7 protein-coding genes are annotated in these 16,046 nt (G+C 41.8%); all 7 read left to right on the top strand.

The annotated features are described in order from the left end of the window. The first annotated feature begins 6 nt into the window (after nt 1-6). The 7 genes from CBM24_RS24540 (at nt 7) to CBM24_RS24510 (ending at nt 15,969) form a co-directional block, all read left to right on the top strand. A complete protein-coding gene (locus tag CBM24_RS24540; RefSeq protein WP_088163070.1) occupies nt 7-2,748 on the top strand; it encodes a glycosyl hydrolase in 2,742 nt (913 codons plus the stop codon). A 221-nt stretch (nt 2,749-2,969) separates the two neighbouring features. Continuing rightward, nucleotides 2,970-6,143 carry a SusC/RagA family TonB-linked outer membrane protein gene (locus CBM24_RS24535; RefSeq protein WP_088163069.1) on the top strand — a complete coding sequence of 1,058 codons (3,174 nt, stop codon included), beginning with the start codon at nt 2,970-2,972 and terminating at the stop codon, nt 6,141-6,143. Between the two features lie 4 nt (nt 6,144-6,147). Next, complete coding sequence (locus CBM24_RS24530) at nt 6,148-7,653, top strand: RagB/SusD family nutrient uptake outer membrane protein (protein WP_088163068.1); 1,506 nt, start codon at nt 6,148-6,150, stop codon at nt 7,651-7,653. Between the two features lie 284 nt (nt 7,654-7,937). Then, on the top strand, nt 7,938-11,066 hold the full coding sequence (locus tag CBM24_RS24525; RefSeq protein WP_198385992.1) for a SusC/RagA family TonB-linked outer membrane protein: 3,129 nt from the start codon (nt 7,938-7,940) through the stop codon (nt 11,064-11,066). A 30-nt stretch (nt 11,067-11,096) separates the two neighbouring features. After that, nucleotides 11,097-13,175 carry a RagB/SusD family nutrient uptake outer membrane protein gene (locus CBM24_RS24520; protein ID WP_088163067.1) on the top strand — a complete coding sequence of 693 codons (2,079 nt, stop codon included), beginning with the start codon at nt 11,097-11,099 and terminating at the stop codon, nt 13,173-13,175. Nucleotides 13,176-13,373: 198 nt separating this feature from the next. Continuing rightward, entirely contained in the window at nt 13,374-14,435 is a 1,062-nt protein-coding gene (locus CBM24_RS24515) for a glycoside hydrolase family protein (protein ID WP_088163066.1), read from the top strand. 133 nt (nt 14,436-14,568) lie between these two features. Continuing rightward, entirely contained in the window at nt 14,569-15,969 is a 1,401-nt protein-coding gene (locus tag CBM24_RS24510) for a glycoside hydrolase family 28 protein (RefSeq protein ID WP_088163065.1), read from the top strand. The last annotated feature ends 77 nt before the right edge of the window (nt 15,970-16,046 follow it).

Raw genomic sequence — 16,046 nt, 5'->3', positions numbered from 1 at the left:
TGTAACATGAAGAAAATTTATATATCATTAGTGCTTGCCTGTAATCTGTTGGCTGTCGGTCGAACGATGGCGCAGGATTTATGGCCAGCAGTTACCAAAGAAATGAGGCCTTGGACGCGTTGGTGGTGGCTCGGTTCGGCTGTGGACCGACCTAATCTCGAACGCGAATTAACCTTATTTGAAAAAAGTGGTTTTGGTGGAGTTGAGGTAACACCTATTTATGGCGCTAAGGGATTTGAATCCAGCTACCTGAACTTTCTTTCACCACAATGGATGAATATGTTGGGGGTAACAACGGATAAGGCCAATGCCTTGGGCATGGGAGTGGATATTAATTTGGGAACTGGTTGGCCATTTGGGGGACCTCAAATCAAAGAAAAGGATGCCGCTACCAAATTGATCCTAGATGAATTTGAATTAAAAAAAGGTGAAAAAGTCACGTTTCCCCTAAAACCTAAGGATCCTAAACAACATTATTTCTTTTTGCAGGCATTACGGGCATTTAGAGCCGACAATAGCGAGATTAATCTGGATGATCATATTTCAAAGACTGCTGGAACATGGGAAGCCCCTACCGATATTCGTTTAATAGCTGTCTTTTCTGGTAGAACAGGGCAGAAAGTCAAACGTGCCGCTCCGGGCGGAGAAGGATATACGTTGGATCACCTGGGGAAGCATTCTGTCGCATCTTATTTCAATAGATTTGCCGAAGCTTTTCAGGACAAACCATTGCATGTACGTGCTTTTTTTAACGATAGCTACGAAGTATACGGTGCGAATTGGACGGATGAGTTTTTGCAATCATTCGAACGGATAAAGGGATATAGGTTACAGGATCATCTCCTGGATTTTGCAGGTAAGGGCAAGAATGAAGCTAAAACAGCAGGCCTTAAATCGGATTATCGTGAAGTTGTGGATATACTACTTGCCCAGAATTTTTTGACCCCATTTACGGATTTTGCCCATCGCTTTAGTGCAGTCTCAAAAAATCAAGCCCATGGATCTCCAGGAAATCTGATTGATTTGTATGCGGATACAGATATTGCGGAGTGTGAAACCTTTGGATCCAGTAGTTTTGATATTCCCGGATTAAGACGGGATACTGCTGATATCCGTAATGTGGATCCAGACCCCATGATGGCGAAATTTGCGACGTCGGCGACAAATGTATATGGTAAAAAATATACTTCTTCGGAAACATTCACCTGGCTGACGGAACATTTTAAAACTTCTTTGTCACAAACGAAACCAGAAGTCGAACAACTATTCCTTGCTGGAGTGAATCATGTATTCTATCATGGGACAACCTATTCGCCGAAAAATGTACCTTTTCCAGGATGGTTGTTCTATGCTTCCGTTAATTTTGTTCCACAAAATTCGTTCTGGGACCACCTTACCGGTTTGAATCAATATATTACACGTGTGCAATCTATCTTGCAATCTACGCGTGCTGACAACGAACTGCTGGTATATTGGCCCATTTATGATATTTGGAATAATGCAAAGGGAATGGATAAGGCATTAAAGGTTCATGATGTTGACGAGTGGTTACATCCGACGCAATTTTATAAACAAAGTGTTCAGCTGCAGAAACGGGGCTATAGCTTTGATTTTGCAACAGATAAAATTCTGGCAGGAACTACAGTAAACGACGGGAAATTACAAACCTCAAAGGATGCGATCCCTTATCGGGCAATTTATATACCTGCCTGTCATTATTTTTCTGAAGTGACACTGCAGAAAATCCTGGAAATGGCCAACCAAGGCGCAACTGTCATCTTCCAGCAATTACCGCAAGAGATTCCTGGATATAGCCAATTAGAGGAACGCCGTACACTGTTCAATAAATTAATTGCATCGCTAGGTTTCGAAAAGGATAAAGCGAATCAGTATACAGCTTTTGGAAGAGGCAAAATCTATCTTACGACAGATGTCAATTCGGCACTCGAAACAGAAGAGATCGCACCAGAACGGATTAACCAAACAGGGTTGAAGTTTTCACGCAGAGCCGCTGGTAAGGACAGGTATTATTATTTGGTCAATCATAGTGGGCAGACCGTTGATCGTAACATTACACTAAATGTACAGGCTTCACATTATTCGCTGTTGGATCCTCAAACTGGGCAGACATATCAGTTGCCATCAGCTAACGGCAAAATACGGGTGCAGATTCCATCTGGCTATTCCTGGATAGTCCTTGCCTCAGCGCAACAGGCCGGAGAACCCTTTCGTTATCAGGACGAGTTAAACCAAGTGGCGCAATTGGATCGCAATTGGAAAGTGAGTTTTATTGCTGGTGGACCTGTTTTACCAAAGGCGAAAAAGCTCGATCAACTCTCCTCCTGGACAGATTGGGGAGACCAAGATGCTGTCAATTTTTCCGGAACAGGGGTTTATGAAACAACAATTTCGATCAATAAGGATCAATCAAAATCCTATCTACTGAAATTGGGTCGTGTTGCTGAAAGTGCAAAGGTCTATGTCAATGGAAAGGAGGCCGGTGTGTTATGGTCTATTCCGTTTCAGCTAGATATTACAACCATGTTGGTAAATGGTGAAAACAAGATTCGCATAGAGGTTGCCAATTTAATGGCAAACCGTATCAGCTATTTAGACCGTAAAAAAGTTGCCTGGCGAAATTATCATGAAATCAATTTTGTCAATATCAATTATAAAGATTTTGATGCAAGCGGCTGGAAACCCATGGAAAGCGGTCTGATTGGACCTGTTACCATTTGGAGTTATTAAAAGCAGTAAGCACTATTGAAAGCCTCGTATAAAACGAGGCTTTTTTTTGGACATTACTTTTTACAATTTTGATGGTTAAAATATACAAAACAGAGTGCGTTTTAAGTTTTTAAAATTTGCAATTGTCTGGTTATCATGTAAGTTCAGGACAGTTAATCAAATGAGTTCTTTTAAATTGATTTACCAATATAAATCAGATTAATAATTAAAAAACTCAGCCCATGAAAAACATAATGCGATATGGGGCCATTGTTGTGGCTCAAATGGCTTTTACACATGTATTGTACGCACAGGGGACACTGACGGGAAAAGTTGTTGATAATAAGAATCAGCCGATCAGTGGTGTTACAATCCAGGTAAATGGCAAAAATGAAGGGGCAAGCAGTCAAAATGGTGATTTCAGTATTCATGCAAAATCTGGTGACAATATTGTATTTCGTTCTGTGGAATACCAGCAGAAAGAAGTCCGTGTATCAACATTAGCATTTCTACGTGTTGAGCTGGTGCCGAAACAAGAGGCATTGGATGAGGTTGTCGTTATCGGCTATGGATCTCAAAAAAGAACTAATCTTATCGCACCGGTTTCTAAGTTTAATGCCGAAAATCTTGATGAACGTCCTATTGCACGTGTTGATCAAGCCTTGATCGGACAGATGTCTGGTGTACGGGTCAAGCAATCTACGGGTGTTCCCGGAAAGGGTTTAAGTGTACAGGTCAGGGGATCGGGATCTATTACTGCTGGTAGTGAACCCTTGTATGTCATTGATGGTTTTCCATTGTCAACGGCCTCGCAAAATGGCTCGGGAAACTATGCATCGGGAAATCCCTTGGATAATATGAACCCCAATGATATTGAATCTGTGGAGGTGCTAAAAGACGCATCTGCAGCTGCAATCTATGGATCCCGGGCCGCAAACGGAGTTGTTTTGATCACCACAAAACGCGGTAAGAGCGGCCAGGCTAAAGTAAGCCTCAATTCATATGTGGGCATCTCCGAAGCTTATAAAAAAATGGATATGTTAAATGGCGAGGAGTGGATAGATAGAGCGGTGGAGATGATTAATGCACAATGGGAAGCCTCAGGTACTGGAAGGCTGGCAAGCCAAAGTAATGCCGAACGACGGAAAATATTGGGACTTGCGGACGGGACATATAATACATCTTATATGTATGATGACCGTTGGCTGGAACCCGGGCATCCCGGGCTTTACCTTATTAATTGGCAAGACGAAGCGTATCGAAAAGGAGTGATCCAAAACTACCAGGTTGCTGCTTCGGGAGCGACAGAATTTGTCAATTATTATGTCTCTGGCAATTACCTTAATCAGCAGGGTATTGTGAAAGGATTGGATTATAAAAACTATACGGCCAGGGCTAACGTTGAGGTGAAACCGAATAAAAAATTCGCATTCGGTTTAAACCTAGCACCTACCTATTCTATCGGGAATGACCCCGGAGTGGAAGGAAAGGATAATATTATGCATCAGATTTATTCGATGTCACCTGTGCAGGATCATCCTGCTGGAACAGTAAACGTTTTTGACAATGAAAAATATCCTTGGAGCACTTCAACAAATGATCCCATTGCCAAATTGAATTATTATATCGGGGAAAACAAAATTTCACGTTTACTGGGGACAGTTTACGGACAGTACAATATCCTTGATAACTTCAATTTTAAGACTACGGTTAATTTGGATCAAACCGATAGCAGAAGTAATCGATTTCAGCCCTATACAGTTGGAGGAACTTTGGCTAACCGAACCAACAACCCGAATCAGGCTACCTATGGCTCCAACAGTGTGTATCGAAAGCAAACTTTTGTAAACGAGAATACGTTAAATTATCATCTCAATTTTGACAAACATGATATTACCGCTTTGCTGGGGCAAGCCTATAATTTTGATAAACTTGAAACTTCTTCCATCACCTCGCAGGGAGGTTATACCAATAGTTCTATAACAACTTTGAACGGTGCAGTTGCTACAGTTGCCTCAACAGGCGCAACACAAAGTGTCTTGCTTTCTTATTTTGGGCGTGTCCAATATGCCTATGACGGTAAGTATTTGCTTTCTGGAAGTATTCGTCGGGACGGCTCATCGCGTTTTGGATCCAATACAAAATGGGGTTGGTTCCCATCGTTGTCCATGGGCTGGCGTCTGTCACAGGAGAGTTTCATGAAACCAGTTACCTTTATCAATGAGCTGAAATTACGCGGAAGCTATGGTGAATCAGGGAATAACAATATAGGTGATTACAGTAGCATTGCCTTGTTGGGCTTTTATAATTATTCTTCAAATGGCCTTTCCGTTTCTGGACAGGCGCCAAGCAATATCATTAATCCGGATCTAAGATGGGAAAAATCGCGGACTTATGATGTGGGATTGGATTTTGGCCTTTTGGGTTCCCGCATTACAGGATCATTTGACTGGTATACCCGGAAGAGCAGTGATTTATTGCTAAATGTTCCTTCCATGCTTTCGACAGGTTTTTCTTCCTATTTGGATAATGCAGGAGAGGTGAAAAGTAAAGGCTGGGATTTAGAGATCACTTCCCATCAGGTCAGAAAAGCAGATTTTTCATGGTCTACCTCTTTTAATATTAGTCATAATTCCAATAAAGTAACAAAACTTGATGGTGAGCAAAAGGAGATTTTAATACCGTCCTCATTTGATATCCAGCATAGTCTTCTACGGATTGGCGAGCCGATGTATAGCATTTATGTCGTTAAACAAGACGGCATATTGACTCAAGCAGACATTGATGCTGGAGCTGCGTTGTATGGCAGCCAAAAGGCAGGTGATCCAAAGTATGTGGATGCCAATGGAGACGGTGTGATTGATGCGAATGACCGTGTGATTGTGGGGCATCCAAACCCGAGCTATGTATGGGGGATAACCAACAACTTTAAGTATAAAAATTTTGATTTGAGTTTTATGTTCCAAGGCCAGAATGGTGGTCATATCTATTCTTTATTAGGACGTGCCTTGGGACGCACCGGTCAAGGATCATCAGACAATGCGCTTGGATTTTATCGGGATAGATGGCGTTCAGAAGAGGATCCTGGAGAAGGTCGTGTTGGAAAAGCTTATTCAACTTTTGGACGGATTAAAAATACAGATTGGCTGTATTCGTCAGATTATTGGCGTTTACGCAACGTCACTCTTGGTTATAATATCAAAGACCTGAAATTGGGGAGTCAGTCAAAGCTTAGTTTAGTCCGTTTATTCGTGACATTGGAGAATTTTTGGGGAAAGGACAAATATGACGGGGGGGTAAATCCGGAATCTTCAAACACAAATCTAAGCGGAAGCTCTGATTATCCCGAGGCGGGTGATTATGGAGGCCTGGCAATTCCAAAGACAGTGACATTTGGTTTAAACGTAAATTTTTAGAACGATGAAAAAATTGAGTCTATTTTTTTTGATAGCAGGTCTATTGGGATCTTGCAAAATGGATCTGAACCAGCAACCAATTTCGAGTGCTACTTCAGATACCTACTTTAAGACAGCAAATGATTTTATTCAAGGATTGAACGCTATATATAACAGTACACGAGGATATCCTGATCGCCTGATGAATCTCTCGGAAACACGGTCGGATAATTTGTACGCAGTGTCGGACGGCGGAGTGCGTGATTGGGAAGGGATCAACAGTTTTCATAAAACGATTGCCAGTAACCCCTATGTGATAGAAGCTTGGCAAACAAATTTTAACGGCATCTTTCGTGTAAACAATTATTTGGAACAACTTGCTGCGAATGGTTCCACGGCTATTATCGATGAAAGCCTTCGCAATAGAATGGAAGGCGAAGCCCGGTTCTTACGTGCATTTTTTTATTTTGATTTGATTCGGTACTTTGGCAAAGTGCCACGGATAGACAAGGTGGTATCCGCCAGCCAAGCTAAAAGCATTGGTCGGAGTAACGTGGAGGAGTTGTATGCGTTGATTATTGAAGATCTGAACAAAGCAATTAATGCGCTACCTGCACCCAGTGCGTACGCTGCAGCAGATAAAGGCCGTGTCAATAAATACGCTGCAAGAATGTTGCTTGGCTTGGTCTACATGACACGATCGGGGCCCACATTGGGTGTTGAAGGTGCGGGTTTGAACAGCAACGAATGGGGGAAAGCGGTGGAGCAGTTCAACGAGGTGATCAACAGCAATGAATTTAGTTTGCTGACCAGCTATAATAGCATTTTTGATTACGGTAATGAGCGCAACAAGGAAGTGATTTTTAATATTGAATATTCAAGCGGCGCTAATCCTGTTGTTGGGGCAACATTTCCTTGGGTGCTTGTACCTGATAATTGGTTCAATTCACTCGGGCTAGCCACGCAAGGAGGCTTAACAATCAGGCCAGTATCTGATGACCTGCTTAAGCTGTATGATACTGGTGACAGCAGAAAGACGTTCAGTATTCAGCAAGGCTATATTTATGGCAATGTTGCTGAAACAAGATCATTTGTTAAGAAGTTTGTAGACCTTACCAAAGTGCCTGCAAACCGAATGGATTGGCCGATCAATTATATTGTATTTCGTTATAGCGATTTGCTGTTGTTAAAGGCGGAGTGCATATTGAATGGCACTTCTGGGAACATTCAAACGGATGTAGACGCGGTCGTCAATCAAATTAGAAAACGCGCCGGATTGACAACTGAGCTGACGAATGTCACTAAATCACAGTTGATGGATGAACGCAGAAGGGAGTTTATTGGCGAAGGGGTGCGATGGTTTGATCTTATCCGCAGTGGCAGTGTCGAATCGGTCATGAAAGCTTGGATCAGGAAAGAGGACGTCGCAAAGCAGATGTTAGATTTTCAAGTCAATTATGTCCTATATCCGGTACCACAGTCAGAACTAGACAATAGTCCCGGCTTGTATACACAGAATCCCGGATATTAATATCTTAATTTATTTAATCGCCTTTAGCATTTAAGGGCGATTTTTTTATTTTTGGCGCCAGCTAATGACAGGATTGAACAGGATGGTTATTACAAATCATCCTGTTACTTTTAACCAACATTATAAGCCTAAGGGGAAATCTGATTATTTTTTTAAGCCAGTCGTCCTATAAAGCAATAAGTAAAGATCATACAACATTTTCATTATCTCGTATAATGAAAACCGATTTTCACTACCGAAGATCAACAAGGGAAAGAATAAAATAATACCTAAATAATACTTTAATGATAAACTATTTAACAATTAGGTTTGATCATCATGTAAAGAAGTACACTTTTTTGCTATTTATGGCGATGCTGTGCACCTTGAATTTATTTGCTCAAACCACTAGGACTGGAAAAGTAAACGATGAAAAAGGTTTGCCTATCCAAGGTGTAACTGTACAGGTAAAAGGCAAAACTATGACGGCAAAGACCAATGCCGATGGGTCATTTACCATCAATGCACTGCCATCTGATGTATTGGCGTTTAGAAGCCTTGGTTTCGAATCCCAAGAAATTTCTGTGGGTAATCAAAATAACTTGAATGTAGTTCTAGCACAAAAGGTCGATGTCATGGAAGAGGTCGTGGTAGTTGGTTATGGCACGATGAAAAAGAAGGATGTGACGGGGTCAATTGCCAGTGTGGGTGAGAAAGAACTGAAGGCAATGCCTGTGAAAGATGCATTGCAGGCAATGCAGGGTAAGGTGGCTGGTGTTGATATCACTTCGAACCAACGTCCGGGAACAACAGGTAGTATAACGATAAGAGGTGTGCGATCGATCACTGCAGATCAGGGACCACTGTATGTAGTCGATGGGATGGTATTACAGGCCGGTGGCATTGACAATATTAATCCGAGTGATATAGAGACCATTGATGTCTTAAAAGATGCTTCTGCAACAGCTGTCTATGGTTCACGTGGTGCAAACGGCGTTGTTTTGGTGACGACCAAGCAGGGAAAAAAGGGACGTTTAATGTTGAATTATGCTGGTACGGCAACTTTTGAGAAAATGTATGATGTCACAGAGTACATGGATGCTGCGGAATGGTTGGATTATGCGCGTTTGGCGAAATTCGGAACGACGACACCTGATTATGCAAAGGATTTTTCTAGATGGGGATCTGTAGCTGCCTCATGGGCAAATATTGCTAAAGGTTGGACTAATAACAATACCGTATGGGATCCAAGCTTAGTCGGTAATTACGATTGGGCAGATCTTGGACGTAAAAATGCCTTATCTACCGAACATACTTTAAGCGTCTCAGGTGGAGGGGAAAACTCCAAAGGTTATGGTTCTTTTGGTTATCTCAAGCAAGATGCTACACAACCCGGTCAGAAATTTAATCGCTATACTTCAAAAGTAAGTTTTGAAGCTACACCAACAAAATGGTTTACCATGGGAGCTTCAATAAACACATTCTTCTCCGATCAAGATTATGGCTATAATTTCTCTAAATCTGTAACAGGTGCAGGTGACTATTACAGTGCTTTACGAGGTATGTTACCTTGGACAGTTCCTTATGATGACAACGGAAACTATCTGAGAAATCCTGCTGCGGGTGATATCAATATCATCAATCCAATTAATGAATTGGAATATAATACCAATCAACGTCAGACTTTTGGTGCGAATGGTAGTTTCTTTAGCCAATTGGATTTTGGGCAGATTTATGAACCATTGAAAGGTTTAAAATATCGGGTGCAATTTGGACCTGAATTTAGATATTACCGGTTGGGTTTAGCAAATGCAGCGGAGGGAATAAATGGTGATGGAAATAATGCGGTGACTTATTCAACAAACCGCAATTTAGCTTGGACTTTAGACAATTTGATCTATTACGACCGCGATTTTGGAACGGATCACCATCTTGGTATAACCTTGTTGCAGAGTTCTTCCAAGTATAATTCTGAATCAAGTAATATGAAAGCTACGGATGTGTATAGCGCAGAAGAATTATGGTATAATATAAATTCAGGAGGTTTTATCGGCAGTTGGGGAACAGGCTTATCTGAGCGACAAATGGAATCCTATATGGCTCGTGTAAATTATAGCTATAAGGACCGTTATATGTTAACTGCTTTTGTGCGTTGGGATGGATCTTCGGTATTGGCACCGGGGCATCAATGGAGCTCATTTCCTTCCGTAGCTGCATCATGGCGCATTGACCAAGAAAATTTTATGAAGGACGCTCGCTTTGTCAATACACTAAAATTGCGTTTGGGAGCTGGTATTGTTGGTAATGCCGCAATTGGACCTTATCAAACGAAAGGATTATTGACGCAAAATTTTTACAACTGGAGCGCGACGAATTCAACACCAGGATATGTTGCTTCAGATCCTTCTGCTGCTAATCCGCAAAAAATGGCCAATCCCGAATTGGGCTGGGAACGTACGACCCAATATAATTTGGGTATAGATTATGGCTTTCTAAATAACCGAATCAGCGGTGCTTTAGACATGTATAAAACGAAGACGAATGATCTGTTATTGGCCATGACGCTAAACTCTGTTTTAGGCTATGGGGCCACAATGGCAAATGTTGGTAAGACTTCAGGCTGGGGGATTGACCTTCAGATCAATACTGTCAATGTTAAGAATGATAACTTTCAGTGGAATACGACTTTAACTTGGTCCAAAGACAAGAATAAAATACTCGAATTGAATAACGGACGAAAAGAAGATTTAACCAATAACTGGATTGTTGGTCAGGAGATTCAAGTCCCTTATGATGTGGTTTACGATGGTATTTGGAAAACCTCAGAAGCAGAGGAGGCTAAAAAATATGGCGCTAAACCGGGACAGATCCGTGTGAAGGATATTGGTGGTCCAGATGGTGTGCCTGATGGCAAAGTAGATCGCAATTATGATCGACAAGTGTTGGGATCCTATCGTCCAAAATGGTCTGGCGGGATTATGAATACATTCACCTACAAAAACTTTGACTTATCTTTCTTTATTTTCTCGCGTTGGGGACAGACCATAAACGCTGGAGCTGCAACGTTGGATGGGCGTTATATGCAACGCAAATTGGACTACTTTATTCCGGGCGTTCATGAAGATGCTGAATATTATCAGCCAGGCTCAAATGGTGAAGCGGCAGATCCTTGGAACTCTTCCATGAATTACCGTGACGGATCATTTATCAAGCTAAGAAATGTAAGTTTAGGTTATAATTTTCCGAAAACAAAATTACAAAAACTTGGCATCAGTAATTTTAAGGTTTATGCACAGATTATGAACCCGGCGATTTTGTATTCAAAAGTGGATTTTCTGGATCCAGACTTAGCAAGTTATAATAATAATACAACGCAAGCCGGCTCCGCCATCACCACAAGAGGAGCAGTGATCGGCGTGAACATAGGATTTTAAGCAGCAAAAGGATTTAAAAAATTGACTCTCATGAAAAATTATAAAATATTAGTTGCTTCAATGTTAGGTGCGGCAGGATTATTAGTATTGAACGCCTGTAGTAAAGACTTTTTGAAAGAGGAGCAGATTACCATACCGGATACAGACTATTTTAAAACTCAGGCAGGGCTAGATGATTTAGCAACAGGTGTTTACTCCAAATTGAAATTTAAATATAATTATACCTGGGGGATGGCCCTGTTCAATCTAGGTGTAGATGAGTTTACAGATGCAAATAATGCTTCCCCAAGCTTTAATAGTTATAGTATGGATCTTAATCCTGCTGAATCAACTTATGGTGGTGGAAATATTCAGCCGGTGTTTGATAATATGTATAGCGGTATCGAATCGGCCAATACCCTGATTCAAAACGTACCCTTATATTATGATAAATCCAATGCCAATTATAATACACGTCTTGGCGAGGGATACTTTATGCGGGGATATTTCTACTTACAGCTGATTGTACAGTTTGGAGGTGTCCCCCTGAAATTGACCCCGACCGAAAAGGTTGAATCCTATTTTACTAGAGCTTCCGAAGATGCTTGTTTTGCACAGGCCATAGCGGATCTTGAGCAGGCTTATACGTTGTTGCCGGCTTCGGCGACAGAATTTGGGCGTGTAACAAAGTCAGCTGCAGCACACTATATTGCTAAAGCACGATTGACTCGATCGAGTGAGTTATATGCCGCTTGGAATTCAAAATATACCGCGGAAGACTTAGATGCTGTCATCAAATATGGAACGGAGGTCGCGGCGGCACATCCCCTGGTAGATGATTACGTAAAACTATGGGATTATCAAAAGGCCAATAGTGCTAACGAAAAAGTCTCGGAGGTTGTTCTGTCGGCACAGTTTTCGGACGACCAGGCAACATGGGGACGTTATGGAAATCAGATTCATCTTTACTACCCTGCTGTTTATCAAGATTTAGGAGGAACAAGCCGCGATATCTCCGGCGACCGTGAATTTTCTTATGCCCGTACCACAAATTATACGCTGGATGTATTTGACAGGGTGAATGATTCACGTTTCTGGAAATCCTTTATTACGATGTATGGCGCCAATAATACCGCTAATGCCCCTGTCTGGACTGCAGCTAATGCATCGCTTGGGCCTGAAGGAAGTGTTGTTGGAACGAAGCGATTTAAAGGTGGAGAGCTGGGTATTAAATACATTGTCAACAACGCTGGCGATACACGCTACAAAGCAGTGGCCGGTGATGCAACAGGAGTTCTTAAAAATGGCGTGATGCAGAACCCGCATACTTTTGTACGTTACTTTCAGGGAGAACCTCAAGCTTGGGTGGGTCAACATGGAAATAACGGATACTTTGGTGTTCAATCACGTTATGTGGCGCTTTCGAAGTTCAGAGATGGCTATCGGGTTAGTATAGCGTCTGCCAATGGTACGCGAGATGTTATTATGGCGCGCTCGGCGGAAGATGTCTTAATGGTAGCCGAAGCCTATATCCGTAAAGGTGAAGGTCAGTACGCGAATGCAATCCAGTGGATCAATAAATTGCGCAGTCGTGCTGGCTATAAAAACGGTGAAGACCGAGCGAAGAATGTCGACGGCGGGCAAGCCTACAAGAATAATTCCTATGCTGTTGGAAAGGGCGGCGGCTTTTCTGCGGAAGGAGCAATCTATTGGGAAGGAAATTCATACTACGAATCCAATAATGATATTGCGAAAACTACGGCCTCTTCCGAAACACAGATGCTGATCAATTCTGTCGCTGACATTTATAATTCAGCAGTTGATGCGCCAATCTACGAGAAATTGGGCGCAACAAGCAATGCACAGAAAATGATGGCATTTTTGTTGAATGAACGCACACGTGAATTGTGCGGTGAACTTTACAGATGGGAAGATTTGGCGCGCACCAAAACATTGGAAGCGAGATGGAAAGCCTTTAATGATGGTTATGTACGCGGGAATACAGTATTTAGTCCAAATACACATTACTATCGACCGATTCCGCAATCTTTCTTGGATGCAACAACCAATGAAAGTGGTGCCGCATTGACGCCTGCAGAAAAACAGGCTATGCAAAATCCAGGCTATTAATTTTTGATGGTAATAAACGTGAACCTGACCTACCTGTTCTGAATGGAATGGGTAGGTTTTTTTTTATCAAAATGTAAGCGATTGCAGGATAGCGCAGGATAGGGACTATTGCTAGTTTTGGTATCTTTCGGTTTGATTCTCATTACATTGGGAATCGGAATAAACCAAATTATAGATCAACGGAAGGGAAATGTTCACATGGATAGAAGAGTCTTCTTAAAATCAAATGCATTTTTGTGGGCGATGATGGTGTTACCTTTAGATACGACAGCTAAAAAGGGTATACTGGAGTCTCCTTATTTCAAATTGAAACCGATTGGAAGATCCTTACAATTGGTAGATTACTTTATTTGGTGCTCATCTCCGATTTGGGGCGACGATGGTAAGGTTCATCTTTTTTATTCACGTTGGCGAAAGGAAAAAGGGATGGGTGGCTGGATCAAAGGTTCCGAGATAGCGCACGCAGTTGCTGATTCTCCCTATGGAACATTCCAACATAAGGATGTTGTTCTACAACCTCGAGAAGGGTTTTGGGATAGTACAACCTGTCATAATCCACTGATAAAAAAGATAGCGGATACGTATTATCTTTTTTATATGGGAAATTCCAACGGAAAGACAGATACCAAAAGGATAGGCGTAGCAACGGCGAAAAACCTGGATGGACCATGGAAACGGCAGGATAATCCAATCTTATTGCCTGGCGTGGAGGGGGCATGGGATGATCATTGTACCACAAATCCTGCATTTCTAAAAGGTAACGATGGTAAATTTTGGTTGTATTATAAATCTTGGAATACTGCTGAATATCTGCGGGATAAAGGTCCTGTCAGAGGAAATCGAAAGTATGGATTGGCCAAAGCTGAACATCCCTTGGGACCATATGTGAAAGAATCAGAGCATCCGGTCATTGATTTTTCTGATCGTCCGCATAATGCACAGCTTGAAGATGCTTTCGTATGGAAACAGGATGAACAGTATTGTTTATTAGCAAGGGATATGGGGTTTTACAATCACGAAGATGGATTGATCTTAAAATCATCAGATGGCGTTAAATGGTCTGAACCGCAAGTGGCTTATCTAGGTTTATCGACCTATATTCAGGAACCGCCCCCACCAGCCAACTTGAAGCGCTTTGGCAGGCTTGAAAGACCTATGATCCTGATGGATAAAATAACGGATAAACCGCGTTTCCTTTTTGGAGCCACCCAAGGCGGAATAGCAGAAACTTCGACAGCCTTTGTATTTGAGATCGTGTGAAGAGTCTGCGATAATCGTGTTTAATTCGAGAAAATAACTGCAAAGTTTTGCTTCTGTATGTTGAAGATCGATACAAGTGAGCCGAATTTGACAGCTGATATAAACAAGTACAACCAGAAACAATTATAAGCCAATGAAAAAGATTTTTAGTATGCTCCTCGTAATTTTTGCATGCGTAGCAAGTCAAGCGCAACAAACATCCTGGACCAGTGCAAAGCAACCCTTAAAGGAAATTGAACAGCTTAAAAAGATCATTGTTGCTCCTACATTTGAAAAGAAAGATTATTCCATCGACGATTTCGGTGCTATTGGAGATGGCAGGACAAAAAATACTGTAGCCTTTAGAAAAGCAATTGAAACGTGCAATAAGCAGGGTGGAGGGCGTGTAATAGTCCCGAAGGGAGTCTATCTGACCGGTGCAATCTATTTGAAAAGCAACGTCAACCTTCATGTCAGCGAAGGGGCAACCGTACTCTTTAGTCGTGATAGTGCTGATTATCCGATGGTATTCACGCGTTGGGAGGGCATGGAATGCATCAATTTTTCTCCTTTCATCTATGCGTACAAAGAAGAGAATATTGCCATCACAGGAAAAGGATTGCTGGATGGAAATGCCGATAATGATCATTGGTGGTATTGGTGTGGTGCCCGAAAATATGGATGGCACGAAGGACGCCCTGGAGAACAAAAGCCTGCCCGGGCAATTTTGCATCAGCAGATGGCTGAAGAGATGGACCCGTATAAAAGAGTATTTGGCGAGGGCAATTTTCTTCGCCCCAATTTTGTGCAGCCTTATTTATGCAAAAATGTCTGGATTGCTGACGTCAAGCTGATTAATTCTCCGATGTGGAATCTTAATCCTGTCCTATGTGAGAATGTATTGATTGAAGGTGTGAAAGTGGTAAGTCATGGACCTAATAATGACGGCTGCGATCCTGAAGCAAGTAAAAATGTATGGATCAGAAATTGTTATTTTGATACCGGCGATGACTGTATTGCTATTAAATCGGGAAGAGATGAAGATGGCCGTACTATTGGTCGACCTGCGGAGAATCATATCATCGAAAATTGTGAAATGAAAGATGGTCATGGCGGCGTCGTTATCGGTAGCGAAATTGCAGGCGGAGCCAGAAATATCTATGCACTCAACAATGTCATGGACAGTCCAAATTTGGATCGGGCGCTACGGATAAAAACCAGTTCCAGCCGAGGTGGGATCATTGAGAACGTTTTTTTTTATAACACGGAAGTGGGGCAATATAAGGAAGCAGCTGTACGATTTAATATGTTTTATGAAAAACCCGGAAAACATATTCCAACGATTCGCAATATCTGGGTCGAAAACCTCCATGTTAAAGGTGGCGGAAAGTATGCTGTGCTCTCCACAGCATACGAATCTTCACCTATAACCGATTTTACGATGGTCAATTGTAAAATTGATGGTGTAAAAGAAGCGTTTAAAGTTGATTACCTCAAGAATGTCTTGCTAAAAAATGTCATTGTCAATGGAAAAGAAATCAAGTCTTTCGATTAACGTAACATAACCATCGACGGAAAGTATAAACTCCAGCGACTAAGAAGTAGCTACCGGTCATTAAAAAGATTTGCACA

Source organism: Sphingobacterium sp. G1-14 (genome assembly GCF_002196555.1).
GTDB classification, from domain to species: Bacteria; Bacteroidota; Bacteroidia; order Sphingobacteriales; family Sphingobacteriaceae; genus Sphingobacterium; species Sphingobacterium siyangense.
The sequence above is the reverse complement of the archived record's forward strand: the minus strand, read 5'-3'. Positions and strand labels throughout refer to the sequence as shown.

What these genes read in the sequence shown, in the direction of transcription:
- CBM24_RS24515 (WP_088163066.1), top strand. Translation starts at nt 13,374, where the DNA reads ATGGATAGAAGAGTCTTCTTAAAATCAAATGCATTTTTGTGGGCGATG.
- CBM24_RS24535 (WP_088163069.1), top strand. Translation starts at nt 2,970, where the DNA reads ATGAAAAACATAATGCGATATGGGGCCATTGTTGTGGCTCAAATGGCT.
- CBM24_RS24525 (WP_198385992.1), top strand. Translation starts at nt 7,938, where the DNA reads ATGATAAACTATTTAACAATTAGGTTTGATCATCATGTAAAGAAGTAC.
- CBM24_RS24540 (WP_088163070.1), top strand. Translation starts at nt 7, where the DNA reads ATGAAGAAAATTTATATATCATTAGTGCTTGCCTGTAATCTGTTGGCT.
- CBM24_RS24530 (WP_088163068.1), top strand. Translation starts at nt 6,148, where the DNA reads ATGAAAAAATTGAGTCTATTTTTTTTGATAGCAGGTCTATTGGGATCT.
- CBM24_RS24510 (WP_088163065.1), top strand. Translation starts at nt 14,569, where the DNA reads ATGAAAAAGATTTTTAGTATGCTCCTCGTAATTTTTGCATGCGTAGCA.
- CBM24_RS24520 (WP_088163067.1), top strand. Translation starts at nt 11,097, where the DNA reads ATGAAAAATTATAAAATATTAGTTGCTTCAATGTTAGGTGCGGCAGGA.